This window comes from Paracoccus hibiscisoli, from assembly GCF_005048265.1.
Taxonomy (GTDB): Bacteria; Pseudomonadota; Alphaproteobacteria; order Rhodobacterales; family Rhodobacteraceae; genus Paracoccus; species Paracoccus hibiscisoli.
On sequence record NZ_SUNH01000037.1, the window covers coordinates 1 to 23,949 of the forward strand.

Sequence of the window (23,949 nt, forward strand, 5' to 3'; positions counted from 1 at the left end):
GAAACACTCCAACTACCCGGAAGCGCCTTGCCTCACCGACACGCTGGTGGGGTTTTGACACAGGCTCGGCCACTTGCCGCCGCACCCTGATCCGCGGTGGCGATCATTCGGTCTGGATGGCCCTGCGCGTGCGGAGGGTGGTCTTGTGGCGCAGGAAGAACCGCAGCATCTCCCGCGAGGCGTCGGGGCCGGTCGGGTCGACGAACCGCCCGGTCCGGGAGCCGCCCGACCACGCGTGACCCGACCCCTTGATCAGCCAATGTTCGACATAGGCACGGCCACGACCGATCCGGTGCAGGGTCCGGACATAGGCCCGCCCCTTGGCGACCTGTCGGGCCTGCTCGGTCACCTCCAGCCGGGGAAAGGTCTCCAGCGCGCGCAAGGCGACCAGGCGGCCATTGCGGGCGGCGACCACATGGTCGTCGCTGCCGTGAAAGATGATCGTCGGCACGGGCCGGTCCAGACGCGTGCCGGGGTTGCCCTGCTTCATCGCGATCAGGGCGGACCCCTTGTCGCGCGCCGCGCCCGTGGGCAGGCCGGAATGACACCCCACCGCCGCGAACAGGTCGGGATAGGCATGCGCCAGCAGCAGCGCCGCCGAAGCCCCTGCCGACAGGCCCGCGACATAGACCCGCGCCGGATCGACGGGATGGGTGGCGATGATGGTCCGGACCATGTCCGCCAGAAGCGCAGGCTCTCCTCCGCCACGCTGCTGGTCGCCCTCGCGGAACCAGTTCCAGCAGCGGTTCGGATGCGCGTCCCGCGACTGCGCCGGATACAGGACCATCACGCCCAAATCCTGGGCCAGGGTGTTCATGCGCGTGCCCTTGGCGAAATCCTCGGGCGTCTGTCCGCATCCGTGCAGCATCACCACCAGCGGCACCGACGCCACGGGGGAAACGGCCACGGACGGCACGTAAAGCCGGTACTTGCGCGCGCCGAATTCGCAGTCATGGCTGCCCGATGTGAACCGACCCGACCCGGCGGGCCTGGCCTTCACGGCGGGGGCTGCCGCAGGGGTCCGTGCCGGACGGACGACAACCTTGGCCGGTTTCGTTGCCGAGGCCACCACGGTCGTTCGCGTGGCCTTGACCATCGCCTTGGCGGTCGCGCCGATCAGCCCCGCCATCATCGCCCCCATCGCGTTGCGCGGGGCCTTGATGCGGCGGGAGCGTGCTCGGGCATAGATGCGCTTGGCCATTGGACCTACCTTGTTACACGATACGCTGCGGCGGGCGGCGCGCAGCTGTCTGAGCCATGATAGGGCTGGCCCGGCCCGTGTTCTGGCGGAGGAACGCAGGCCCGGGACAGCTGTTCCCCGCAGCAGTCGCGCAAAGCGAGCCCTGACCATGTCGCGGCGGCACTGCCCAAGCCGGCGGCATCACGACCTGTCAGCGGCGCGGGCGGGGCCAGCCGGGTCATGATCCGCCCTACGCGCAGGCCGGAGGGTCGCCGTCCCTACCGGCCGTATCGAAATCGTGTCAGAATCCCATGCGACACCCCTGCCCCATCGGAGAGAAAGCCATGACCCGCGATGCCGCCATTGCCCTTGCCGAACGTCATTTCGACGAAGGCTTGTTCCAGGCCCAGCTGGCGACGCTGGTGGAATACCCGACCGAGAGCCAGAACCCGGAGCAGCGCCCCGAGCTGTCGCGCTATCTGAAACAGGCCATGCTGCCGCGCCTTGAGGCCCTGGGCTTTGCCTGCACCATCCACGACAATCCCGATCCGCGCGGCGGCCCGCTGCTGGTGGGCGCCCGCATCGAGGACCCGTCCCTGACCACGGTCCTGACCTATGGGCATGGCGATGTCAGCCGCGCGCAGACCGATCAGTGGCGCCAGGGCCTGCACCCCTTTCGGCTGATCGAGGAGGGCGACCGCCTGTACGGGCGCGGCACGGCGGACAACAAGGTGCAGCATCTGGTCAACATCGCCGCGCTGGAGGCGGTCATCGCCGCGCGCGGCCAGCTTGGCTTCAACATCAAGATCGTGATCGAGATGTCGGAAGAGACGGGCTCACCCGGGCTGGCCGAATTCTTCACGGCGCATCGGGACGATCTGGCGGCGGATGTCCTGATCGCGTCGGACGGGCCGCGGCTGCAGCCGGACGTGCCGACGATGTTCATGGGCTCGCGGGGCGGCGTGACCTTCGATCTGCTGCTGGAGCTGCGAGACGGCGCGCATCACTCCGGCAACTGGGGCGGCCTGCTGGCGGACCCGGCGATGATCCTGGCCCATGCGCTGACCACGATCTGCGACCGCCGCGGACAGATCGCGATCGCGGAATGGCGGCCCGACAGCCTGACGCCCCCGGTCCGGGAGGCGCTGCGGGGCCTGCCCATCGAGAGCCGCGACGGCCCCGCGGTCGATCACGACTGGGGCGAGGCCGACCTGACCCCGGTCGAACGCGCCTATGGCTGGAACAGCTTTGCCGTCCTGGCGATGACCGCCGGCGTCCCCGAGGCGCCCGTCAACGCCATCGCGGCCAGTGCGCGGGCGACCTGCCAGCTGCGCTATGTGGTCGGCACCGACCCCGACGACATCCTGCCGGCGCTGCGCCGCCATCTGGATGCCGCGGGGTTTCAGGCGGTGCAGATCATCGCGCATGACCGCGGCTTCTTCCACGCTACGCGGCTTGATCCCGATCACGCATGGGTCCGCAGGGTGGCCGCGTCGATCCAGCGGACGACGGGCAAGCCGCCCCATATTCTTCCGAACCTTGCGGGGTCGCTGCCCAATGACAGCTTTGCCGACATCCTGCAGCTGCCGACGATCTGGGTGCCCCATTCCTATCGCGGCTGTTCGCAACACGCGCCGGACGAGCATGTGCTGAAGCCGGTCTGCCGGGATGCGCTGCGCGTGATGACGGGCCTGTGGTGGGACCTGGGGGGCGACACGGCGGCGCGCTGACGGCGGGACGGCGTCACGCCGCCCTTGGGGTGAACCGCGCGGTCCGCTCATCCACCAGATAGCCCTGGGCGAATCTTGCCGGATCGGACGCGATGCGGGCCACGGCGCCGATGATGGCATCGGCCTTGGCCTCGTCCATCAGCACCGAAAACGCAAGCCGCGTCCAGCCGGGCTTGGCGACCTCCTGCCCGGCCAGGATATCCTGGCGCAACCGGTCCGAGCCCGCGCGGTCAAGCCCCAGCAGCCGGTGCGCATAGGGCCCGGCGCAGGCGCATCCGCCGCGCGCCTGGATGCCGAAATGATCCGACAGGATGCGGCACACCAGCTGCGGGTGCACCACCGCACCGTCCTGCCCGCGGATCAGGAACGAAAACACCGGCAGCGCCCGGGCCCCGGACAGACCCAGGATCTCCAGCCCCGGAACCTCGCGCCAGCGGGCCAGGGCCCGGTCGCGCAATGCCGCAAGGCGCGCGGCCATCACCTTGGCGCCGATGATGTCCTTGACCTGGAAACACAGCGCGGCGCGGATGTCGCCGATCACGTTGGGCGTCCCGGCCTCCTCGCGCGCGGTGACGTCGGTCGCGTAATCCTGCCCCCAGGGCGACACGAAGCGCACGGTGCCACCGCCCGCGCCGGTGGGGCGCGCGGCCCTGACGGCGTCGCGGCGCAGGATCAGCACGCCCGATGCGCCGGGGCCGCCGATGAACTTGTGGGGCGACAGGACGACGGCATCCATGCCGATGGCCATGTCGATCGGCAGATAGGGCCCCGCACCGGCATAATCCCACAGGCTGATCGCCCCGTGACGCCGCAGAAGGCCGGTGATCGCCGCCACGTCGCTGACAATGCCCGTGACGTTCGACATGGCCGAGAACGCGCCCAGAACCGGACGCGCGCCCGCTGCCGCCAGATGGGCGGCCAGATCGGCCAGGTCCGGGCCGCCGGTCGGGCCTTCGGCGATCTCGATCACCTCGGCCCCGGATTCGCGCCAGGGCAGGATGTTGGAGTGATGCTCGTAAGGGCCGATCAGCACCAGCGGGCGCCGCCCCGCCGCGACCATCGCGTCGATGCCCAGCAGATGCGTCAGCTTGGACAGGCCCGCCGTCGCCCCCGCACCGGCGAATATCACGGCATGATCCCCGGTCGCGCCGCAGGCCTGCGCGATGATGCGCCGCGCCTCGGCCCGCAGGCGGTTCATGTGGCGGCCGCAATAGGACGCCTCGGTATGCGCATTCGAGTAATAGGGCAGGACATCGGCGGCGATCGCATCCTCGATCTGGCGCAGGGCGCGCCCCGAGGCCACGTAATCGGCATAGATCATCGGATTCGGACCAGCGGGCCCGGGCACCATCACCCCCTCTCCGATCAGGCCCGCGCGCAGGGACGCGATCACGTCGCGCCCGCTCAGATCCGTGCGAAAGCGCTGGAACAGGTCGGGGGTGGTGGTCATGGTTCAAACCTTGCATCTGGGGGCGTATTCACACGACAATCCCTGATGCGGCGGGCATAATCATTCCCTGTTTCATGCCAATGCACAGGAATTTTCGATCATATGACCCAAGACATGCGGCTGGATGCCATCGACTCCGCGATCCTGCGCGTGCTGCAGCGCGACGCCTCGCTGTCGCAGCGCGACGTGGCCGAGCGCGTGGGCCTGTCGCAGAACGCCTGCTGGCGGCGCATCGCCCGGCTGAAGGAGGCGGGGATCATCCGCGGCCAGACGCTGCGCCTGGATCACGACCGGATCGGGTTGGGCCTGACCGTCTTTGTCATGCTGCGCACGCGGGATCATTCCACCGAATGGCTGACGACCTTTCGCCGGACCGTACTGGGCATCGAGAACGTCATCGACGTGTTCCGCATCGCGGGCGACTATGACTATATGCTGAAGATCGTGGCGCGTGACATGAACGATTTCGACAGCATCTATCAGCGCCTGATTGCCGGGGCCGCGCTGGAGACCGTCACCTCCTGCATCGCGATGGAGGCCATTGCGGACCGCCGCGACCTGCCGGTCTGACCGAACGCCTGTTAACCGTGTGGACCGCCCCGATGGTCTCGGGGCGGACCGTGTCCTACGCGCGGGACGTCCGCCCGCCCTCAGCGATAGATGTGGATGATCTGGCGATCCTGCGGAGAGATCAGCACCGTCTGCCCGTTGATCTGGGCATAGCGATAGTCCGGCTGGTCGGGGATGTCGTAGATCGTCACCGTCTCGGGCACGCCCGCGCCGACGACGACCTCTCCGTCCAGATAGATCGGCTCGACCGCGTTGGACGTGACATAGGCGGTCACCTCGGTGGTCGGCTCCTCGGTCGCGGCGGCACCGCTGGCCCCGCCGATCGCGGCACCCGCGACGGCACCGATGGGTCCGCCGATCAGCGCGCCCATGGCTGCGCCGCCCAGACCCCCGACCGCCGTGTCCTGGGCCGTGGTCGGGTCCTCGACCGGGGCCTGGATGATCGTCACGCCGACCGTTTCGCGATTGGGATACAGCGAGACGACCTCATCGCCCGCACGGACGTTCAGATAGTCGCCATAGGCCCAGCCCTCCAGCGTGCCGCTGCTGACCTGGCACCAGTTCGCGCTGTCGATGCAGCCGATCACCGAGACCTCCTGGTCCGTGCCGATGGCGCCGATCACCCCGTGCTGCACGCCCGGTCCCGAACGCACGTTCAGGTCGGTCGAGACGGTGGCAGCGGTCTGCGCCGAGGCCGCGCCTGCCACGGCCAACGCCGCGACGACGGTGGATGCAAGATACTGTTTCATGGATATCTCCGGTCTGTCGGGCGTGGCGCCCGTTCATACCGTGTCAACTTGTCGCAGGCGTGCCGGTTCCGCGACCAAGACGCGCCAAGGGCCACGGCGCACACACGTTCGGGTGAGGCGGACCGCCACCGGCGCGCCCGCACCTGACCGATCCCGAACCGGAGTGCCCGATCGTCCCCCATGACCGCCCGTATCGCGCCAGGCGCTCCAGGACGACAAGGGCGCCGCCCCCGGCGCGACATGACGGTCCGGGCGCGCGGGATGATATCGCGCGCGCCGCGCCAGGGTCAGCCGGTCTTCGACTTGACCGCAGGCAGTTCGATGTTGATCTCCAGGCTGGACATCTGGTCGCCGCGCTCCATGCGGACCTCGACATCCTTGTCGCCGATGGGGACGTGCTTGCGGATCGCCGCGACGATGTCGCGCTGCAGCATCGGCAGGTAATCCGCCTCGGCGGTGCCACTGCTGCTGCGTTCATGCGCCAGCAGGATCTGCAGGCGATCCTTGGCGGTCTGGGCGGATTTGGGCGGGGCCTTGCGGCGGACGAAATCGAACAGGCTCATGACGCCCGCCCGAACAGACGCTGCAGCAGGCCGGGGCGGCGCTCTCCGGGGATGCGCATCTCGACCGTCTCGCCGGTCAGCCGCGACACCGCGTCCTGATAGGCCTCAGCCGCGGCGGACGGGCCGTCCAGCGTGACCGGCGTGCCCACGTTCGACGCCTTAAGGATCGCCTTGCTTTCGGGAACGACGCCCAGCAGCGGCACGGCTAGGATCTCCAGCACGTCCTCGACGGTCATCATCTCGCCCTTCTCGACGCGCTCCTGGTCATAGCGGGTGATCAGGACCTGCGCCTTGATCGGCTCGGCGCCCTCGGTCTCGGCCCGGCGGGTCTGGCTGCTCAGCAGGCCCAGCACGCGGTCGCTGTCGCGGACCGAGGACACCTCGGGGTTGGTCACGACCACGGCCTCGTCGGCGAAATACATGGCCATCTGCGCGCCATGTTCGATGCCCGCGGGGCTGTCGCAGATGATATAGTCGAAATCAGCCTTCAGCTCGGTCAGGACCTTCTCGACGCCCTCCTTGGTCAGGGCATCCTTGTCGCGCGTCTGCGAGGTGGGCAGGATCGACAGCGTGTCGACCCGCTTGTCCTTGATCAGCGCCTGCTTCAGCTTGGCGTCGCCCTGGATGACGTTGATGAAATCGAACACGACCCGGCGCTCGCAGCCCATGGTCATGTCCAGGTTGCGCAGACCCACGTCGAAATCGATGACGACGGTGCGAAAGCCCTTCTTGGCCAGCGCGGCCGAGATTGCGGCCGAGGACGTCGTCTTGCCCACGCCGCCCTTGCCCGACGTGATCACGATGATCCGCCCAAGGGGCGGATTGGTCTTGGGTTCTGTCGTCATGCGATCACCTCCATGCAGAGTTTTTCATCCTTGAGATAGATATGCGTGCAGCGGTTCAGCGCGGCCGCGTCCAGCGTCTCGCTGGTCTGGTAGAGGCCCGCGATGGCCACCAGCTCGGCGCTGAGATTCTGGCAGAAGATATGCGCGCTCTCATCGCCGTGGCATCCCGCCATCGCGCGACCGCGCAGGGTGCCATAGACGTGGATATTGCCCGCAGCCACCAGCTCGGCGCCCGAGGCCACCGACCCGATCACCGTCAGATCGCCATGTTCGGCCATCACCCGCTGCCCGGACCGGACCGGCGCGTGGACGACCTTGTTGCGCAGGGGCGGCGGCACCTCGGCGGCAGGCGCCGCAGCCGTCGGGCGCGGCAGGGGCGCGTCGCGGCCGGTGGTCACCGCGATCAGGCCCAGCCTCTCCAGCACCGCGCCGTCCAGCCGGTCGGCGTTCTGGACACCAAAGACGCGCAGATCGCGGTTGCGCAGATGCGCCAGCAGCGCCGCCAGAGGGTCCGCGTCGCACAGGCCCGGCGCATGGGCCAGGTCCAGCACCATCGGCGCGCCCGAAAAGAACTGCGGCGTCGTGCGCAGCTGTTCGTCCAGCTGCGCATAAAAGGCGTCGCCTGCGCTGTCGGTGTCGATGCGCAGGACCAGTGCGGTCAGGAACCGGCCCCGCACCTGAAATGCGGCCGAGGCGGCCGTGACGGAATCCTGCCGGTTCCGGGCGTATCCTTTTGACACGTCGAGACTGTGCTCCTGCTCTGGGCGGATCGCGATTCGATGCCGCGACGCTGTTGTTGACCTCCCATTTCACGAACCGGGCGCCGACGGAAGAAACTCCGGCCATTTCCAGCAGGAACCCGCCGCATTTTCGGGCCGCGCGGACCCGGCGGCGGTCGCCGCCATGCGCGTGTCGCATGGCAGCACCGACGTGCGCGTGCGTTGTAGCGCCGCCATGTTAGCGCCATCTAACGGTCAACGCAGCACCGGGCCAATCCGGGACCGGTGCCGCCGGGATGAACCGAAAAGGATACCACCATGACCGCCATCACCCAGAACCGCACCGCCACTGACGCAGGCCTGCGCACCCGTCTGACGACCGCGATCCAGCGCATGCAGGACAACCGCGCCCGCCGCGCCATCTACCGCCAGACCGTGCGTGAGCTGAACGCCCTGACCACCCGCGATCTGGACGATCTGGGGATCAACCGCTCGATGATCGCCGGGCTGGCCCACGAAGCGGCTTGGGGCCCGACCCGCTGAAGCCGACTTGAGACGAGCGTTTGCGGCGCCGGAGCGCCATCCACTCAGGGGAGCCTGTCTGATCCACCCGTTTGTCTCGCTGTTCGGCGGAACAGCCCTTAGGCGCCCAGATCACATTGCGCAGTGCCTGTTCAATGGCATCGCGCCACAGGTACGCCCTAGTTCCAAAAGACCAAGGCGATGCACGGCATGCACCGTCGCGGTCACCCGCTACTTGGGAAGATGATTTCTCGAGATGTCGTGTAGCGCACCGTGGGCTCCGCGCTTCCAAGCGGGCCAAGGTGTCATCCGCTCTGCGCTGCAGGCAGGCTGACACTGAGGTGATCGCAGACGGGCAAAAACGTTTCCGGCGTCATCTACCTGGCGCGCTGGACCGTCGATTCCTTGGTCTGCTCCATGAGGATAGCACCGACGAGGCGCCGGATCGATGCCCGATTGGGAAATGATGCCTATGACCCCGGTGCGCCGCTTGATCTCACTGTTCAGACGCTCGATCGGGTTTGTGCTGTGTTTCTTGGTGCGATGCTGGGCGGGGAATGTCATTTAGACCATGACATCCTCCTCGCCCGTGTCCATGAGCGTGGTCAGCTTCAGGAGCCTGCCGCGCATCTGCTCCGCCACAAGCCGCCAGTCGGCCTTGGCCGCTGCATGGTCGGGCTGCGCGAAAGCCGTGGCTATGAAGGCCGAGACCACGCGGAGGCTATTCTTGTCGGCATGGGCGAGCGCGTGGCGCTGGAAGTGGATGCGGCAGCGGTGCCGCAAGGTCCAAGACCAGCTTGCCGCCGGTGGTCAGAATCACTGCACGCTCGATCACGTTGCGCAATTCGCGGACATTGCCGGGCCAGTCATAGGCCATCAGGCTCTGCATCACCCGCGCGGTGATCAGCGGCCTGGCGCGGTTCATGCGGCGGCAGGTCACCGCCAGCAGGTGATCGGCCAAAAGGGGGATGTCGTCGCGCCGCTCGCGCAGGGGCGGACAGGGCAGCGGAAAGACGTTCAGGAACAGCGCCAGATCGGGGCGCAGCGGCCTGCGGCGACCTCGGCCTCGACCGGGCGGGGCATGGCGACGACGACGCGCACGTCCAGCGGCCGGGCGCGGGTATCGCCCAGCCGCACAACCTCGCCCGCCTGCAGCGCGGCCAGCAGACGGCCCTGCAGGTCCAGCGGCAGCTCGGCCAGATCCTCAAGGAACAGCGTCCCGCCATGCGCCAGCTCCAGCTTGCCGGGCCGGTCGCGCTGCGTGCCCTGCGCGTGCGAGCGGATATGGCCGAACAGCTCGATCTCCAGCGCCTCGGCGGCATGGGCGCTGCATTTGAGGTGGATCAGCGCCCGTCGGCTGCGGCGGGACGCCGTGTGGATGGCGGTCGCGACCAGCGACTTGCCGGAACCGGGTTCGCCGGTGATGGTGACGGGCGCCTCGGTCGGGGCGACCAGCGCGATGCGGGTCAGGATCTGCCGGACCGCGTCGGATGCGCCGATGATCTCGTGATGGGCGCGTTCCGAGGTGATCGTCTCCTGCAGATAGGCGTTCTCCTGCTCCAGCCGGTCGCGCAGCGCCGCGACCTCGGCCAGGGCCTCGCGCAGGCGGCGCTCGTTCTCATAGCGCTCCGTGATGTCGCGAAAGATCACCACGGCACCGGCCAGAACCTTCTGATCATAGATCGGGGTCGAGACATATTCGACGCGGATCGGCTTGCCATCCTTGCGCCAGAAGACTTCGTCCTCGATGCGGTGGACCTGCTCGAAGCGAAAGCTGCGATAGATCGGGCAGTCATGTTCCGGATAGCTGCGCCCGTCCAGGTGGTGGTGATGGATCATCGAATGGATGTCGCGGCCCAGCAGGTCGGCGGCGGTCCAGCCCAGCATCTCCTGCGCGGCGCGGTTTACGAAGGTCGTCTCGCCCTCGGCATTGACGCCATAAATCCCCTCGCCCGCGGCGTTCAGGATCAGCTGGTTCTGCCGCTCCAGCTCCGAAAAGAAGGTCTGGGCGCGCTGCCATTCCCGCTGGAGAAGACGGATCTCAGCATCGGATTTGTCGCGATCACCTGCGCCACGCCGATCATCATGGCCGAGCCGATGGGCTTTTACTCCCGCTATGGCCTGAACGTCGAGGTGATCAAGACCGCCGGTTGGGCCGTCGCCCGCGACAAGTCGCTGTCGGGGGAATACGACGCCAGCCACATGCTGACGCCCATGCCGCTGGCCATGACCATGGGCGCGGGATCGACGGCGCAGCCCTTCATCATGCCCGCGGTCGAGAACATTAACGGCCAGGCCATCGTGCTTGCCAACCAGCACCTGGACAAGCGCGACCCCCAGCAATGGAAGGGCATGACCTTCGGTGTGCCTTTCGAATATTCGATGCACAACTTCCTATTGCGCTACTATGTCGCCGAACACGGGCTGGACCCTGACCGCGACATCCAGATCCGCGTGGTCCCGCCGCCGGACATGGTGGCGAACCTGCGGGCGGGGAACCTGGACGGGTTCCTGTCGCCCGACCCGTTCAACCAGCGCGCGGTCTGGGAGGGGCTGGGCTTCATCCACCTGCTGACCAAGGAGATCTGGCAGGGCCATCCCTGCTGCGCCTTTGCCGCCCCCGCGCGCTTTGCGACCGAGATGCCGAACACCTATGGCGCGCTGCTGCGGGCGATCATCGACGCCACGCATTACGCATCCGACCCCGCCCACCGGACCGAGATTGCCGAGGCGATCGCGCCGACCAACTATCTCAACCAGCCGGTCCCGGTGATCGAGCAGGTGCTGACCGGGACCTTTGCCGACGGCCTGGGCAATGTCCGGCAGGAGCCCGACCGGATCGACTTCGACCCCTTCCCCTGGCAGTCGATGGGCGTCTGGATCCTGACCCAGATGAAGCGGTGGGGCTATATCGAGGGCGACGTCGATTACCGCGGCATCGCCGAGCAGGTCTATCTGGCATCGGACGCCCGCACCGTCATGCGGGAGCTGGGCTATGACGCGCCCGCCGAGGGCTATCGCACACATGAGATCATGGGCAAGGTCTTTGACCCCGCCGACCCCGAGGGCTATCTCTCCAGCTTCGCGATCGGGCGTGGCGCATGAGCGGGACGCTGTCCGAGAACGGCAAGGCCGCGGTCCTGTCCCTGCTGATCCTGGCCGTCGGGCTGATTGCCTGGGAGGTCTCGATCCCCGCCCAGCAGTTGGCAGGCGAGATGACTGAATACGAACGCCTGATGGGCGGCGGCAGCCCCCGCGCGGGCATCCCGGCCCCGTCCCAGGTCGCCGCCAAGGCATGGGAGCAGCTGAGCGACCCGTTCTATGACGCGGGCCCCAACGACAAGGGCATCGGCATCCAGCTGGCCCATTCGCTTGGCCGCGTGCTGACCGGTTACGGGCTGGCGGCGGCGATGGCGATCCCGCTCGGCTTTCTGATCGGCATGTCGCCCGTGGCCTACAAGGCGCTGAACCCCTTCATCCAGGTGCTGCGCCCGATCTCTCCGCTGGCGTGGATGCCCCTGGCGCTGTTCGTGATCCAGGACAGCGAGGCCAGCGCGATCTTCGTGATCTTCATCTGCTCGATCTGGCCGATGCTGCTGAACACGGCCTTTGGCGTTGCGGGGGTCCGCCAGGATTGGGTGAACGTCGCCCGCACGCATGAGCTGGGCGCGCTGCGCACCGCCATGACGGTGATCCTGCCCGCCGCTGCGCCGACCATCATCACAGGCATGCGCATCTCGATCGGCATCGCCTGGCTAGTCATCGTCGCGGCAGAGATGCTCGTGGGCGGAACCGGCATCGGATATTACGTCTGGAACGAGTGGAACAACGTGGACCTGGCCTCGGTCATCTTCTCGATCCTCATGATCGGCATCGTCGGCATGATCCTGGACAGCGCCTTCGGGCTGCTGAGCCGGCGTCTGGCCTATGCCGAGTGACAGGAGAGCATCCATGACCAAACCCTTCCTCAGCATCGAACGCCTGACCCAACGCTTTCCCGACGGCAAGGGCGGGCAGGTGACCGTCTTCGAGAATGCCAGCTTCGGCATCGAGCGCGGCGAATTCGTCTGCATCCTGGGCCATTCCAGGTGCGGCAAGTCCACCATCATGAACATCCTGGCGGGCCTCGCCCAGCCGACCTCTGGCGTGGTCGCGATGGACGGGGCCGAGATCGGCGGCCCCAGCCTGGACCGGGGCGTGGTGTTCCAGAACTATTCGCTGCTGCCCTGGCTGTCGGCGCTGGCCAATGTCCGCTTTGGCATCCGCGCCCGCCACCCGGACTGGAGCCGGGCGCGCATCGACGAACGGGCTCGCGAATTCCTGTCCATGGTCGGGCTGCAGGGCGAGGCAATCGACCGCAAGCCCTGCCAGCTGTCAGGGGGCATGCGCCAGCGCGTGTCGATTGCGCGGGCCTTCGCCAACCACCCCAAGCTGCTGCTGCTGGACGAGCCGTTCGGCGCGCTGGACGCGCTGACCCGCGGCACCATCCAGGACGAGCTGCTCAAGATCTGGTCGGGCACCGGGCAGACCGTCTTCATGATCACCCATGACATCGACGAGGCGATCCTACTGGCCGACCGCATCCTGCTGATGTCGAACGGCCCCTATGCGCGGGTGGCCGAGTCGGTCGAGATCACCATCCCCCGCCCCCGCGTGCGCACCACCATCGTCGAGCATCCGAACTATTACCCGATCCGCAACCACCTGGTGCAGTTTCTGGGCAAGCGCTCCAAGGCGCTGTCCGGCACCCCGTCCGAGGGGCGGCCGCAGGTCCCCGAGGCCGTGCGCATCGACCTGACCGACCCCCTTCCCCCCGAACCGGCGCGCCTCCACGCGATCCGGGCCTGAATTGACCAAAGGAGACCGCTATGAAAGACCAAACCCATCTGACGACCGCCCCGACCCGCGAGGACGTGACCGCCCAGATCCTGGCCGCCCGCAAGGCCGCCGGCATGACCTGGGAGGCGCTGGCCGAAGCCATCGGCATGTTGCCCGTCTTCACCCATTCCGCCGCCATGGGCATGAACGCGTTTCCGCCCGAAAAGGCCAAGGCGCTGGCGCAGGTCCTGGATCTGGGACCTGACGCGGCCGAGATCCTCTCGGAGCCACCCACCAAGATCTGGAGCCAGGTGGTCCCGACCGATCCCTGCATCTGTCGTCTGTACGAGATCGTCGGCGTCTATGGTCCCACCATCAAGGCCCTGATCGAGGAGAAGTTCGGCACCGGCATCATGTCAGCCATCGACTTCGAGATGCACCTGACCCGCGAGCCGAACCCCAAGGGCGACCGCGTCCGGTTGGAGATGTCGGGCAAATATCTGGGATACAACGCCTGGTAAGGCGCGGGCGGAGCGGGGACCGCCCTGCGCCGCATCACCCTCATATCGGCGACGCTCCGGACGCGCGTCCGCACCGCGACCGGACTGGCCGCAACGGCGCCTACCGGCTGGCGCGGCCGTCCGTCAATGGCTGGCGGTGGCGCGCCTGGATGGTCGAGCGCACCCCCAGCAGCAACAGCCCCAGCGTCAGCAGCAGCACGACCGCACTGATCGGGCGCGACAGAAAGACCATCGGATCGCCCCGCCCCAGCAGCATGGCGCGGCGGAAATGCTCCTCCATCATCGGGCCCAGGACAAAGCCCAGCAGCATCGGCGCCAGCGGAAAGTTCAGCAGGCGCAGCGCATAGCCCAGGATGCCAAACATCGCGACCATCAGCACGTCGAACCCGCTGGCGTTCACGCTGTAGGTTCCGATGCAGATGAACATCAGGACCGCCGGGAACAGCCAGTGATAGGGCACCGTCAGCAGCCGCACCCACAGCCCGATCAGCGGGATGTTCAGGACCAGCAGCAGCAGGTTGCCGATCCAGAAGCTCATCACCAGGCCCCAGAACAGGGCGGGCTGTTCGGTCATCAGCTGCGGCCCAGGCGCGATGCCGTGGATCATCAGCGCACCCAGCATCAGGGCCATCGTGGCGCTGCCGGGGATGCCCAGGGCCAGCGTCGGGATGAAGGCGGTCTGGTCGGCGGCGTTGTTGGCGGATTCGGGGCCGGTGATGCCCTCGATCTCGCCGGTGCCGAATTTCTCGGGGGTCTTTGAGATGCGGCGCTCCATCGCGTAGGACATGAAGGCCGCGATCGACGGTCCGGTGCCGGGCAGCGTGCCGAAGAACGATCCGACCGCCGCGCCCCGCAGCATCGGGCGCCAGGAACGGCGCATGTCCTCCCGCGTGGGCTTCATGGATTTCAGCCCGATGGAGCGGCTGTCGATGTCCTTGGCATCGATCTTGCCGATGCTGGCGATCACTTCGGACAGGCCGAAGATCCCCAGGGCCAGCGCAACCAGCGCGATGCCGTCGGCCAGCTCGATCATGCCGAAGGTAAAGCGGCGCGTGCCGGTATAGACATCCGATCCGACCAGCCCGAACAGCATCCCCAGGCAGACCATGATCAGCCCCTTGCTCATCGCGCCGCTGGACATGCTGGAGGCCGCGACCAGCCCCAGCAGCATCAGCGCGAAATATTCCGCCGACGAGAATTGCAGCGCGACCTGGGCGATGCTGCCGGAAAAGCCCATCAGCAGCAGGATGCCGATGGACCCGCCGGTAAACGACGCGATGGTCGTCATCAGCAGCGCGACCCCCGCGCGGCCCTGGCGGGCCATCGGATAGCCGTCCAGCGCGGTGATGGCGCTGGACGGCGTGCCCGGCACGTTCAGAAGGATTGACGCGGTGCTGCCGCCATAGCTGGTGCCATACCAGATCCCGGCCAGCATGATCAGCGCCGCCGTCGCGTCCAGCTGGAACGTCAGCGGCAGCAGCATCGAGATCGCCGCCAGCACCCCGATGCCGGGAATGACGCCCAGCAGCGTGCCCGCAAAGACGCCGACAAAGCACCACAGCAGGTTGTCGAAGGACAGGGCCGTCTGCAGGCCAAGCGCAAGGTTGTCCAGCATGATCAGCGCATCCCCATCGGCAAAAGCGGTATCGGCAGGCCCAGCAGCCACGGAAAGATCGCGACGGCCAGACCCGTCAGCACCATCGCCAGCACCATGATCGGCAGCAGCCGGTTCTTGCGGTCCGCGAAGGCCGGGATGATGACGACCGCCAGCACCGCGAGGATCAGACCGGCCGGTCGGATCAGCAGGCCAAAGGCGATCACGCCCGCCGTGGCCAGCGCCGCGCTGCGGAACTCGACGCCGATCCTGTCACGCGCCAGCGCCAGCGGCGCCCGCGTCCGCCGCGCCGCGCCAAGGGCCAGCATCAGCCCAAGCGCCGCCATCAGCACCCCCAGGCCCATCGGGAACATGCCCGGACCCATGCGCCGCAGCGTGCCCAGATCATAGCTGCTGGCGGCATAGATCGCGACCGCGCCGCCCAGCAACGCCACCAGCAGTCCCGCCGCAAGATCGGCCCTGTCATCGACTGACATCGTTCCCCCTCCCTGAAAGGCTGCGGGCCGTGGTGCGGCCCGCAGCCGTGGTCTCAGCGCTCGGCCGTCAGGCCGGCGGCCTCGACGACCCCTGCCCATGTCTCGACCTCGCGGGCAAGAAAGGCGCGGAACTCTTCGGGCGATCCGCCCATGACGACGCTGCCCTGCGTCTCGAAATTCGCGATCAGGGTGGGGTCCTGCAGCGCCTCGTTGATGGCGGCGTTCAGCGCGGCCACGGCCTCATCGGGCATCCCGGCGGGGCCGACGACGGCCTTCCAGTCCTGCGCCTCGTAGCCCTCAAAGCCGAACGAGGCCACGGTCGGCACATCCGGAATGATCGGGAACGGCTCCAGCGAGGTAACGGCCAGCAGGCGCACGCTGCCGGAATTGGCATGGGGCAGCACGCTCGGGACGCTGCCGACATAGAAATCCACCACGCCGCCCATCACATCCGAGATCGCCTGCGCGATGCCGGAATAGGGAACCTGCTCGAACTCCAGATCGCCCTGCTGCATCAGCCGCGCGATCGCCATATGCCCGCCGGTGCCCTGACCGGGCGTGCCATAAAGCAGCGAGCCGGGATCGGCGCGGGCGGCCTCGACCAGCTGGCCGAAATCCTCAAAGGGCGAATCGTTCGGGACGATGATGCCGACGGGCTGGGTCACGATGGGAATGATCGGGGTGAAATCGGTCAGCGGGTCATAGGCGACCTCGGCGTTCATCGCCGGGTTGATCGCCATGTTCGCGGTCTGGCCGATGCCGATGGTATAGCCGTCGGCCTCGGCGCGCGACAGCTGGTCCAGCCCGATCGTGCCCGCGGCACCCGGCTGGTTCAGCACCACGAAGTTCCAGCCCCGGTCCCGCGTCAGCCAGTCCGAGATCAGCCGCGCCGGAATGTCGGTGCCGCCGCCGGGCGGATAGGGCACGACCATCTCGATATTGCCCGAAGGATAGTCCTGGGCCACGGCCGGCAGGGCCAGCACGGTGGTCATCGCCAGAATGGCGGCTGTGGTGATCGTCTTCATGGGGTTCCTCCTCCTGATAGTCTCGCGCCCTCAGGCGCCGTCGGGCATCGCGCAGCCAAGGCGGCGCAACGTGTCGTCCACCCAGGCCCGGTCGTTCGTGCCCGCCTTGATGCGCTGCATCTGCGCGGTCTCGGCGGCCTGCTTGGCCTCGGTCAGTTCCAGCACGCCGGGGGCGTCAGCCACAGGCACCGACAGCACGCCATCGCCATCGCCCAGGATCAGATCACCCGGCTCGATGACCATGCCCTCCAGCGCAATGGGGACGTTGATCTCTCCGGGGCCGTCCTTGTAGGGGCCGCGATGCGTGACACCCATCGCCCAGAGCGGCAGGTTCGCCTCGCGGATCGCATCGGCGTCGCGGATCGCGCCCCACAGGACGAACCCCGCCACACCGCGCCGCATGGCATGGGCCAGCATCAGCTCTCCCATCAGCGAATTGGTCAGATCGCCCCCGGCATCGACCACGATCACGTCGCCCGGATGGGCCATGTCGATGGCCTTGTGCAGCATCAGGTTGTCGCCGGGCCGCGACCTGACGGTCAGCGCCGGCCCCGCAAGCGTGCCGCTGGCGTGATAGGCCCGAAGGCGCGGGCCCGCCGCCGCCATGCGGTGCATGCTGTCGCTGACATTGGCGACCGGCAGGGCCTTGAAACGCGCGACCAGGTCGGGGCTGACGCCCTGGCGGCGGGGCAGGATACGGAAACCGATGGTCATGTCACACTCCTTCCGCCGCGGGCGCGCCTTCGCGCAGCAGGTGGCGGTTCGCAATCCGTTCGGGCGGCACGGGGCGCCCCTCGATGATGTCCAGCGCGCCCTGGACGGCGGCGCGGGCGACGCGGGCACCCGCCTCGGCCGTGACCCCGGCGACATGGGGCGACAGCAGGATGCGCGGTTCCCCGAAGAACGGGTGATCCGCCGAGGGCGGTTCGGCCGCAAAGCTGTCCAGCGCCGCGCCGCTGAGATGGCCTGCGCGCACCGCCGCCAGCAGGGCAGGTTCGTCGATCAGCCCGCCCCGGGCGGTGTTCACGACAACCGCGCCCTGCGGCAACAGCGCCAGACGCGGCGCGTCCAGCAGGTTCCGCGTCTCGGCCGTCAGCGGGCAATGCAGGCTGAGGATGTCCGACCGCGCCAGCAGCGTGTCAAGATCGGCGATCCGCTCGACCCCCGCCTCGGTAAAGACGGCGTCGGGCGCGTGGGGGTCATGGGCCGCAAGGTGCAGGCCGAAACCCTGCGCCATGCGGGCCGTCGCCCGGGCGATGGCGCCGATGCCGACAAGGCCCATCCGCAGGCCCGCAATCTCTCGCCCCAGAAAGCCCGGCTTGTCCCAACGGCCCGCACGCATCCCGGCATCCAGCACCGCCAGCTGCTTGGTCACCGCCAGGACCGAGGCCATCGTATGTTCGGCCACCGACACCGCATTGCCACCGGGCACGGACAGGACCGGAATGCCGCGGTCTGCAGCGGCGGCCAGGTCGATGTTGTCCACCCCCGCGCCATGCTTGGCGATGACGCGCAGCGCCGGGGCCGCCGCGATGACCGCCGCGCTGACGCGGCCCATCCGCGACAGGATCGCACAGGCCCCCGTCTCGCGGACCGCCGCGATCAGGCTGGCCTCGTCCGCATAGGGGGGCATGAAGGTCAGCGTGGCGCCCCGCTCCTCGGCCAGTGTCACCGCCGCTGCGTCAAGGCGCGGCCCCGTCACCAATATCGTCGTCACGTCATCATCCTCCGCAGGCGGCCCTGCGGCCGGCCGGGTTCATCGATTGGGATCATCGGACCGCAATGCCTCCAAACATCCGGACCACCCTCCTGCGTTCTGTGCTATGACGAAATCTGGCTTAACGGAAACGCCAATAATTGAAGTTTAGATGAAGCAGAACTGAACATGGACACCAGGCAGCTGCGCACCCTTCTGGCGATCGTCCAGCACAACAGCTTTTCCCGCGCGGCCGAGACGGTGCATGTCACCCCCTCCGCCGTCAGCCAGCAGGTCCGCGCGCTGGAGGCAGAGCTGGGCGTCACGATCTTCGAACGCGCCACCCGCCCGCCAGCCCTGACCGCGCAGGGCGCGCAGGTGGTCGAGATGGCGCGCGACATGCTGCGCCGCGAGGAAGAGGCGCGCACCGTCCTGTCGGGCAGTGGGCTGGAGGGGGTGCTGGTCATCGGGTCGGTCCGCACCAGTGCGCTGCGGGTGCTGCCGCGCGCCATCTCGCGGATGCGGCTGGCCTTCCCGCGCCTCAAGGTGAACCTGCGGCTGGCCAATTCCGCGACGCTGATCGAGGACGTCTCGGCCGGTCGCCTGGACGCGGCGGTCGTCGCCGAGAACCTGGCGATCCGCCCCCAGATCCGCTGGCGGCCCTTCCTGCGCGAGCCGCTGTGGCTGATCGCCCCCGCCGCGATGGCCGGGGCCACGGCCTCTAGCATCCTGGCAGACCAGCCCTATCTGCGCTTTTGCGCGCAGGTGCCGCTGGCCAGCCTGATCGACGCCGAGCTGTCGCGCATGGGCGCCGCCCCGCAGATCATCGCGGAACTGGATTCGATCTCGGCCATCATGTCCTGCGTTACCGAAGGCATGGGCGTGTCGGTGGTGCCCGACGTGGCGCTGTCCGAACCGGGTGCCGAGGCGCTTGTCCGGCTGCCCTTCGGCACGCCGCAGATCCGCCGGCAGATCGGCCTCGTGGACCGCGTCCCCAGCAATCGGGGCGTCATCATCGACCAGTTCCACGACCTGCTGGCCACCAGCTCGGGCGCCTATGGGATACGCCGGGAACCGTCATAGGGCCCCGCAAGGCCGCCAGCCGTCAGGCGCGTTCCAAGGTTATGCCTTGAGATCCTCCCCCGTCGCGCTACAGAGACGACATGACAATCACGCACCAAAATGACCTGGACGGCCTGAGAGCAATCGGCCGGATCGTGGCGAACACCATGCATGCGATGGCGGCGGCCATGGAGCCGGGGATGACCACGCTGGAGCTGGACCGCATCGGCCACGACCTGCTGGAGCGCGAGGGCGCCGTATCGGCCCCTCAGGCCACCTATGATTTCCCCGGCGCGACCTGCATCAGCGTCAACGAAGAGATCGCCCATGGCGTCCCCGGCGCGCGCGTGCTGGCCGTGGGCGATCTGGTCAATATCGACGTGTCCGCGTCCTTGAACGGCTATTTCGCCGATACCGGGGCCAGTTTCTGCCTGGGCCCCGTTCCGCCGTCGCTTGACCGGCTGTGCCGCGATGGCAGGCGCGCGATGCAGATCGGCATCGCGCAGGTCGGGCATGACAAGCCGCTGGCCGGGATCGGCAATGCCATCGGCGCCTTTGCGTCCAAACGCGGCTATACGCTGATCCGGAACCTGGCCAGCCACGGGGTCGGCAAGGCCCTGCATGAGGCCCCCGAGGAGGTGTCGACCTGGCCCACCCGGGGCGACCGGCGCCGGATGCATGACGGCCTGGTGCTGACGGTCGAGCCGTTCCTGTCGCGCGGCGGACGATGGGCCGCGCCGGGCATCGATGACGACTGGACCCTCTACAGCCAGCCTGCCGCGCCGGTCGTGCAATACGAACACACCGTCGTCGCGACCCGACGCGGCCCCATCGTCGTCACGATGCCGGGCTGACGCGCGATAACCCGCAGGAGCGGCCCCATGCCACCCCCTCTCCGGCCCGGCCCTGGCGCGCGTATCGGCGTCGTTTCCGACACCCACGGCCTGCTCCGCCCCGAGGCTTTGGAGGCGCTGCACGGAGTCGACCGCATCCTGCATGCGGGCGATATCGGCGACCCCGACCACCTGGACGTCCTGGCACGCATCGCTCCGGTGACGGCGATCCGCGGTAATATCGACCGCGGCGCCTGGGCCGAGGCCCTGCCCGAAATGATCAGCCTGACCATCGGTGCCCTGCGCATCCACATGATCCATGACCGCAAGGCCCTGAGCGCCGACCCGGAATCGACCGTCGTGATCTCGGGCCATTCCCACAGGCCGGGGATCGAAGAGACCCGCGGCATCCTCTGGCTGAACCCCGGCGCCGCCGGTCCCCGCCGGTTCCGCCTGCCGATCACGCTGGCCTTTCTGTGGGAAGAGGCCGGGCGTCCCCGCGCCGCGATCCACACCCTGTCTGACTGACCTCGCTCTGCCCGATGGGGGGGTTGCCGTGGGTTTCGTCACCCTGCCCTGACGCCAAGTCAGGCCCAGGACGAACCCGGTGTCACGCAAGGCAGGATGCCCCCGCCGACATCACGACAATCTGCACAAGCGGGCCACGCATCATCCGACACGGTCCCGCACCCAACACGGACCCTGCGTGGCCGATCGCCGCACCGGCGAACGCGATGCCCTCCGCCACGTTGTGTCGTGACGTGCCCGTCAAGAAAGGCCCTCCATTGTCCCCGATCATCCTTGTCGTCTCCAGCGAAACGCCGGCGCAGCAGAACGAGCGGCGCAGCTATGCCGGGCAAGCGTCGCATGAAAGCTATGCCGCGGCCCTGCGCCGCCTGCGTCCCGGGATCGAGCTGGACACGGTCTCCTGCTTTGAGGCAGGGACCCTCTCGGATCTGGCGCGTCATGACGGCATCGTCTTCGCCGGCTCACCGATCCAGATGCACGAGGACAGCGCCGAGGCCCGCGCCGCCGCCCGGTTCATGGCGCAGGTGTTCGAGGCAGGCGTGCCCGCTTTTGGGTCCTGCGCCGGGCTGCAGATCGCAGCCGTGGCGGCAGGGGGCGCAACCGGACCGCGCCACCCCGGCGCCGAGGTCGCCTTTGCCCGCGACATCACCCGCACCGAGGCGGGCACGCGCCACCCGATGCTGGATGGCAGGCCCGCCACATGGACCGCACCGGCCATGCATTCCAGCGTGGTGACCCGCCTGCCCGCGGGCGCGTCCAGCCTGGCCGCAAACCCCGACACCCCCATTGAGGCCGCCGAGATCCGCCATGGCAGGGGCACCTTCTGGGGCGTCCAATATCACCCGGAACTGTCCTTGGCCGAAATCGCCGCCTCGACGGTCCACCAGGCGGATGACGTCATCGACCAGGGTCTGGCGCGCGATCGGCGGGATGTGGAGGCCATGGCGGCACGGCTGCGCGACCTTGATGCCGCGCCGACGCGCGTGGACATCGCCTGGCAGCTGGGCCTGAACGCCGAGATCGCCCTGTTCGAACGCCGCATGCGCGAGATCGCGAATTTCCTGAACGCCGTTCAGGCGGGCACGCTCCGGCCCCTCTGAGCGCAGTCGTCAGCCGGGGTGGCGGAACGCCGTTTCGCGGCAATGCCCCCTGCGGACGGGTAATGCTGGCCCCCGCGGGCAAAGCGGGGCTATCAGGTGGGGGATGGACAGGGAGGAACCTATGACGAAACGCATCATCTTCACGGGCGGCACCGGCAAGGCCGGTCGCCATGCGGTGCCCCATCTGCTGGAACGGGGCTACAAGGTCCTGAACGTCGATCTGAAGCCGCTGGACCATCCGGGGGTGAACACGCTGATCACCGACATCACCGACAGCGGCCAGGTCTTCAACGCCCTCACCACCCATTTCGGCTTTGACGGGTTCGATGAGGGCGCACCGCCGAAAGCGCCGGACGCCATCGTGCATTTCGCCGCCGTGCCGCGGGTAATGATCCACCCCGACAACACCACCTTCGCGCAGAACACCGTCGGCACCTACAACGTGCTGGAGGCGGCGATGAAGCTGGGCGTGCGCAAGGTGATCTTGGCCAGTTCGGAAACCACCTATGGCGTCTGCTTTGCCGAGGGCGACAAGGATTATCATTCCTTTCCGCTGGAGGAGGATTACGACAGCGACCCGATGGACAGCTATGGTCTGTCGAAGGTCGTCAACGAAAGGACCGGCCGCGCCTTTGCCATGCGTTATGGCGCCGATGTCTATGCCCTTCGCATCGGCAACGTCATCGAGCCGCATGAATACGACGCCTTTCCCGCCTATCTGGCCGACCCGATGAGCCGCAAGCGCAACGCCTGGAGCTATATCGACGCCCGTGATCTGGGCGAGATCGTGCATCTCTGCCTGCAGAAGGACGGGCTTGGCTATCAGGTGTTCAACGCGGTGAACGACACCATCACCGCCACCCTGCCCACGGCCGAGTTCCTGGCCAAATATGCGCCTGACACGCCGATCACCCGGCCGATGGGCACAGATGACGCCCCGCTGTCCAATCGCAAAATCCGCGACGTGCTGGGGTTTCAAGAGGCGCATCCCTGGCGGAACTACGTGAAAACCTGACATGATCGGCCGGGGGCGTCCCTGCTGGAACGATCGGCTTGGCCAACCCAATAAGGCACGGCGGGATGTCAGGGCATCCGGCCGTGGCCGCGCGCGCTGCGGCTACGGGCGTCAGGGGGGCGGAATAAACCGCGGCGACGCTGCCGCCCGGTGCTGTTCGGCGATGGAAAACCGGTGGCAAAACAGGGCCTCTTTCGGTCTTTCAGGCATGCTGATACCTGATGCGCAGAGCCTCGGCCTTTCCGGCGTCATCGATCCGTCGAAAGCCATGCATGCCAAGGGTCTTCGGTCCGGGAACCTGCGCGCGGCGAGACGCCATGGTGGGCGCACATGGCCCAATGCCCACGCGGCGCTCTCCCCTCAACCGATCCTTGAGGCGGGGCGCAGCGCGGGACGCGCCTGCCCTGCACCGGGCTGACCTGCCCCTCCGGCACCGGCGGCGCCCTTAGCGTCTCAGCCCGAATGCGACCGGACGTGGAGAGCGCGGACCTGCATCGCGAACTCGTCGACCGGGCCGTGGGCGACGGTGTCGCTGATCACGGCGCTGATGGGCAGCGGCCGGACGCGGAAGGCGGGAACGCCCAGCTCGGCAAGCCACTCCGTCATCTGGGCGGCCGAGCTGGCATAGACGATCCGGCCAAGCCCGACCCAGCCATGGGCGGCGGCGCACATGGGGCAGTGCTCGCCCGAGGTATAGACCGTGGCCCCGGCCCGGTCCCCGGCCTCCATATGGGTCGCGGCCCATCGGGCGATGGCGAATTCGGGGTGCTGGGTGTGATCGCCGCCGCCGATGCGGTTGTGGTCCTCGAACAGGACCTGCCCCTCGGAGGAGACAAGGACCGAGCCGAAGGGTTCGTGTCCTTGGGCCAGCGCCTCGGCTGCAAGGTCGACGCAGCGCTGCAGGTGCCGGCGGTCGGTATCATCGATCATGG

General features: G+C 68.0%; 26 protein-coding genes and 1 pseudogene. 12 read left to right on the forward strand and 15 right to left on the reverse strand.

Features of this window, described 5'->3' with window-relative positions; all coding sequences use genetic code 11:
• Window positions 1–103: 103 nt before the first annotated feature.
• Window positions 104–1,201 (reverse strand): extracellular catalytic domain type 1 short-chain-length polyhydroxyalkanoate depolymerase, encoded by a 1,098-nt coding sequence (locus tag FA740_RS17285; protein WP_136858055.1) that lies wholly within the window; start codon window positions 1,199–1,201, stop codon window positions 104–106.
• Between the two features lie 323 nt (window positions 1,202–1,524).
• Here FA740_RS17285 and FA740_RS17290 point away from each other — a divergent pair, with 323 nt between their 5' ends.
• Entirely contained in the window at window positions 1,525–2,910 is a 1,386-nt protein-coding gene (locus tag FA740_RS17290) for a M20 family metallopeptidase (RefSeq protein ID WP_136858056.1), read from the forward strand.
• Between the two features lie 13 nt (window positions 2,911–2,923).
• On the opposite strand, the gene FA740_RS17295 is transcribed toward FA740_RS17290, so the two are convergent.
• Window positions 2,924–4,360 carry an aminotransferase class V-fold PLP-dependent enzyme gene (locus FA740_RS17295; protein WP_136858057.1) on the reverse strand — a complete coding sequence of 479 codons (1,437 nt, stop codon included), beginning with the start codon at window positions 4,358–4,360 and terminating at the stop codon, window positions 2,924–2,926.
• Window positions 4,361–4,462: 102 nt separating this feature from the next.
• On the opposite strand from FA740_RS17295, the gene FA740_RS17300 reads away from it, so the two are divergent.
• Window positions 4,463–4,930 (forward strand): Lrp/AsnC family transcriptional regulator, encoded by a 468-nt coding sequence (locus tag FA740_RS17300; RefSeq protein ID WP_136858058.1) that lies wholly within the window; start codon window positions 4,463–4,465, stop codon window positions 4,928–4,930.
• Between the two features lie 80 nt (window positions 4,931–5,010).
• Here the strand turns inward: FA740_RS17300 and FA740_RS17305 are convergent, their stop codons facing one another.
• From FA740_RS17305 to minC, 4 genes are all read right to left on the reverse strand, one after another.
• Complete coding sequence (locus tag FA740_RS17305; RefSeq protein WP_136858059.1) at window positions 5,011–5,679, reverse strand: DUF1236 domain-containing protein; 669 nt, start codon at window positions 5,677–5,679, stop codon at window positions 5,011–5,013.
• A gap of 287 nt (window positions 5,680–5,966) precedes the next feature.
• Window positions 5,967–6,242, reverse strand: a complete 276-nt coding sequence (minE, locus tag FA740_RS17310) for a cell division topological specificity factor MinE (protein ID WP_136858060.1) — start codon at window positions 6,240–6,242, stop codon at window positions 5,967–5,969.
• Window positions 6,239–7,087 (reverse strand): septum site-determining protein MinD, encoded by an 849-nt coding sequence (gene minD / locus FA740_RS17315; RefSeq protein ID WP_136858061.1) that lies wholly within the window; start codon window positions 7,085–7,087, stop codon window positions 6,239–6,241. Before minD ends, minE begins: the two co-directional genes overlap by 4 nt.
• On the reverse strand, window positions 7,084–7,827 hold the full coding sequence (gene minC / locus FA740_RS17320; protein WP_136858062.1) for a septum site-determining protein MinC: 744 nt from the start codon (window positions 7,825–7,827) through the stop codon (window positions 7,084–7,086). Before minC ends, minD begins: the two co-directional genes overlap by 4 nt.
• Before the next feature lie 297 nt (window positions 7,828–8,124).
• On the opposite strand from minC, the gene FA740_RS17325 reads away from it, so the two are divergent.
• Window positions 8,125–8,349 (forward strand): DUF1127 domain-containing protein, encoded by a 225-nt coding sequence (locus tag FA740_RS17325; protein WP_136858063.1) that lies wholly within the window; start codon window positions 8,125–8,127, stop codon window positions 8,347–8,349.
• A gap of 284 nt (window positions 8,350–8,633) precedes the next feature.
• On the opposite strand, the pseudogene FA740_RS17330 reads toward FA740_RS17325, so the two are convergent.
• From FA740_RS17330 to FA740_RS17335, 3 genes and pseudogenes are all read right to left on the reverse strand, one after another.
• Window positions 8,634–9,114: pseudogene (locus FA740_RS17330) on the reverse strand (transposase); the annotation flags it as partial.
• A complete protein-coding gene (locus tag FA740_RS20190; protein ID WP_477623996.1) occupies window positions 9,050–9,268 on the reverse strand; it encodes an AAA-type ATPase lid domain-containing protein in 219 nt (72 codons plus the stop codon). The gene FA740_RS20190 and the pseudogene FA740_RS17330, both read right to left, overlap by 65 nt.
• Before the next feature lie 77 nt (window positions 9,269–9,345).
• Window positions 9,346–10,272 (reverse strand): sigma 54-interacting transcriptional regulator, encoded by a 927-nt coding sequence (locus tag FA740_RS17335; protein ID WP_246053709.1) that lies wholly within the window; start codon window positions 10,270–10,272, stop codon window positions 9,346–9,348.
• Here FA740_RS17335 and FA740_RS17340 point away from each other — a divergent pair.
• Genes FA740_RS17340 through cynS form a run of 4 tightly spaced genes read left to right on the forward strand, consistent with a single transcriptional unit; the run spans window position 10,171 to window position 13,667 of the window.
• Window positions 10,171–11,433 carry a CmpA/NrtA family ABC transporter substrate-binding protein gene (locus FA740_RS17340; protein ID WP_246053708.1) on the forward strand — a complete coding sequence of 421 codons (1,263 nt, stop codon included), beginning with the start codon at window positions 10,171–10,173 and terminating at the stop codon, window positions 11,431–11,433. The two genes, FA740_RS17335 and FA740_RS17340, sit on opposite strands and share 102 nt — an antisense overlap.
• Window positions 11,430–12,266 carry a nitrate ABC transporter permease gene (gene ntrB, locus FA740_RS17345; protein ID WP_136858064.1) on the forward strand — a complete coding sequence of 279 codons (837 nt, stop codon included), beginning with the start codon at window positions 11,430–11,432 and terminating at the stop codon, window positions 12,264–12,266. The genes FA740_RS17340 and ntrB overlap by 4 nt, the downstream gene beginning before the upstream one ends.
• Window positions 12,267–12,279: 13 nt before the next feature.
• The gene (locus tag FA740_RS17350; protein ID WP_136858065.1) at window positions 12,280–13,176 is read left to right on the forward strand and encodes an ABC transporter ATP-binding protein; all 897 of its coding nucleotides are present in this window, start codon (window positions 12,280–12,282) and stop codon (window positions 13,174–13,176) included.
• Window positions 13,177–13,196: 20 nt separating this feature from the next.
• On the forward strand, window positions 13,197–13,667 hold the full coding sequence (gene cynS, locus FA740_RS17355) for a cyanase (RefSeq protein ID WP_136858066.1): 471 nt from the start codon (window positions 13,197–13,199) through the stop codon (window positions 13,665–13,667).
• 100 nt (window positions 13,668–13,767) lie between these two features.
• Here cynS and FA740_RS17360 read toward each other — a convergent pair whose 3' ends face one another.
• The 5 genes from FA740_RS17360 to FA740_RS17380 are packed head-to-tail and all read right to left on the reverse strand — an operon-like array spanning window position 13,768 to window position 18,500.
• The gene (locus tag FA740_RS17360) at window positions 13,768–15,282 is read right to left on the reverse strand and encodes a tripartite tricarboxylate transporter permease (RefSeq protein ID WP_136858067.1); all 1,515 of its coding nucleotides are present in this window, start codon (window positions 15,280–15,282) and stop codon (window positions 13,768–13,770) included.
• Window positions 15,283–15,284: 2 nt separating this feature from the next.
• Window positions 15,285–15,758, reverse strand: a complete 474-nt coding sequence (locus FA740_RS17365) for a tripartite tricarboxylate transporter TctB family protein (RefSeq protein ID WP_169306354.1) — start codon at window positions 15,756–15,758, stop codon at window positions 15,285–15,287.
• A 53-nt stretch (window positions 15,759–15,811) separates the two neighbouring features.
• On the reverse strand, window positions 15,812–16,783 hold the full coding sequence (locus tag FA740_RS17370) for a Bug family tripartite tricarboxylate transporter substrate binding protein (RefSeq protein WP_136858069.1): 972 nt from the start codon (window positions 16,781–16,783) through the stop codon (window positions 15,812–15,814).
• Between the two features lie 30 nt (window positions 16,784–16,813).
• A complete protein-coding gene (locus tag FA740_RS17375; RefSeq protein WP_136858070.1) occupies window positions 16,814–17,497 on the reverse strand; it encodes an RraA family protein in 684 nt (227 codons plus the stop codon).
• Window position 17,498: 1 nt separating this feature from the next.
• Window positions 17,499–18,500, reverse strand: a complete 1,002-nt coding sequence (locus FA740_RS17380; protein WP_136858071.1) for a hydroxyacid dehydrogenase — start codon at window positions 18,498–18,500, stop codon at window positions 17,499–17,501.
• Between the two features lie 168 nt (window positions 18,501–18,668).
• Here FA740_RS17380 and FA740_RS17385 point away from each other — a divergent pair, with 168 nt between their 5' ends.
• The 5 genes from FA740_RS17385 (at window position 18,669) to FA740_RS17405 (ending at window position 23,017) form a co-directional block, all read left to right on the forward strand.
• Window positions 18,669–19,562 (forward strand): LysR family transcriptional regulator, encoded by an 894-nt coding sequence (locus FA740_RS17385; RefSeq protein WP_136858072.1) that lies wholly within the window; start codon window positions 18,669–18,671, stop codon window positions 19,560–19,562.
• An 80-nt stretch (window positions 19,563–19,642) separates the two neighbouring features.
• Window positions 19,643–20,395 (forward strand): type I methionyl aminopeptidase, encoded by a 753-nt coding sequence (gene map, locus FA740_RS17390; protein WP_136858074.1) that lies wholly within the window; start codon window positions 19,643–19,645, stop codon window positions 20,393–20,395.
• A 27-nt stretch (window positions 20,396–20,422) separates the two neighbouring features.
• Complete coding sequence (locus FA740_RS17395; RefSeq protein ID WP_136858075.1) at window positions 20,423–20,902, forward strand: metallophosphoesterase family protein; 480 nt, start codon at window positions 20,423–20,425, stop codon at window positions 20,900–20,902.
• Window positions 20,903–21,159: 257 nt separating this feature from the next.
• Window positions 21,160–22,002: a type 1 glutamine amidotransferase gene (locus FA740_RS17400; RefSeq protein WP_169306355.1), complete on the forward strand. Its 843-nt coding sequence runs from the start codon at window positions 21,160–21,162 to the stop codon at window positions 22,000–22,002.
• 121 nt (window positions 22,003–22,123) lie between these two features.
• Window positions 22,124–23,017, forward strand: a complete 894-nt coding sequence (locus FA740_RS17405; protein ID WP_136858079.1) for an NAD-dependent epimerase/dehydratase family protein — start codon at window positions 22,124–22,126, stop codon at window positions 23,015–23,017.
• Window positions 23,018–23,470: 453 nt separating this feature from the next.
• On the opposite strand, the gene FA740_RS17410 is transcribed toward FA740_RS17405, so the two are convergent.
• Window positions 23,471–23,949: nucleoside deaminase (locus tag FA740_RS17410; protein ID WP_136858081.1), on the reverse strand; the 479-nt coding region annotated here is incomplete at its 5' end.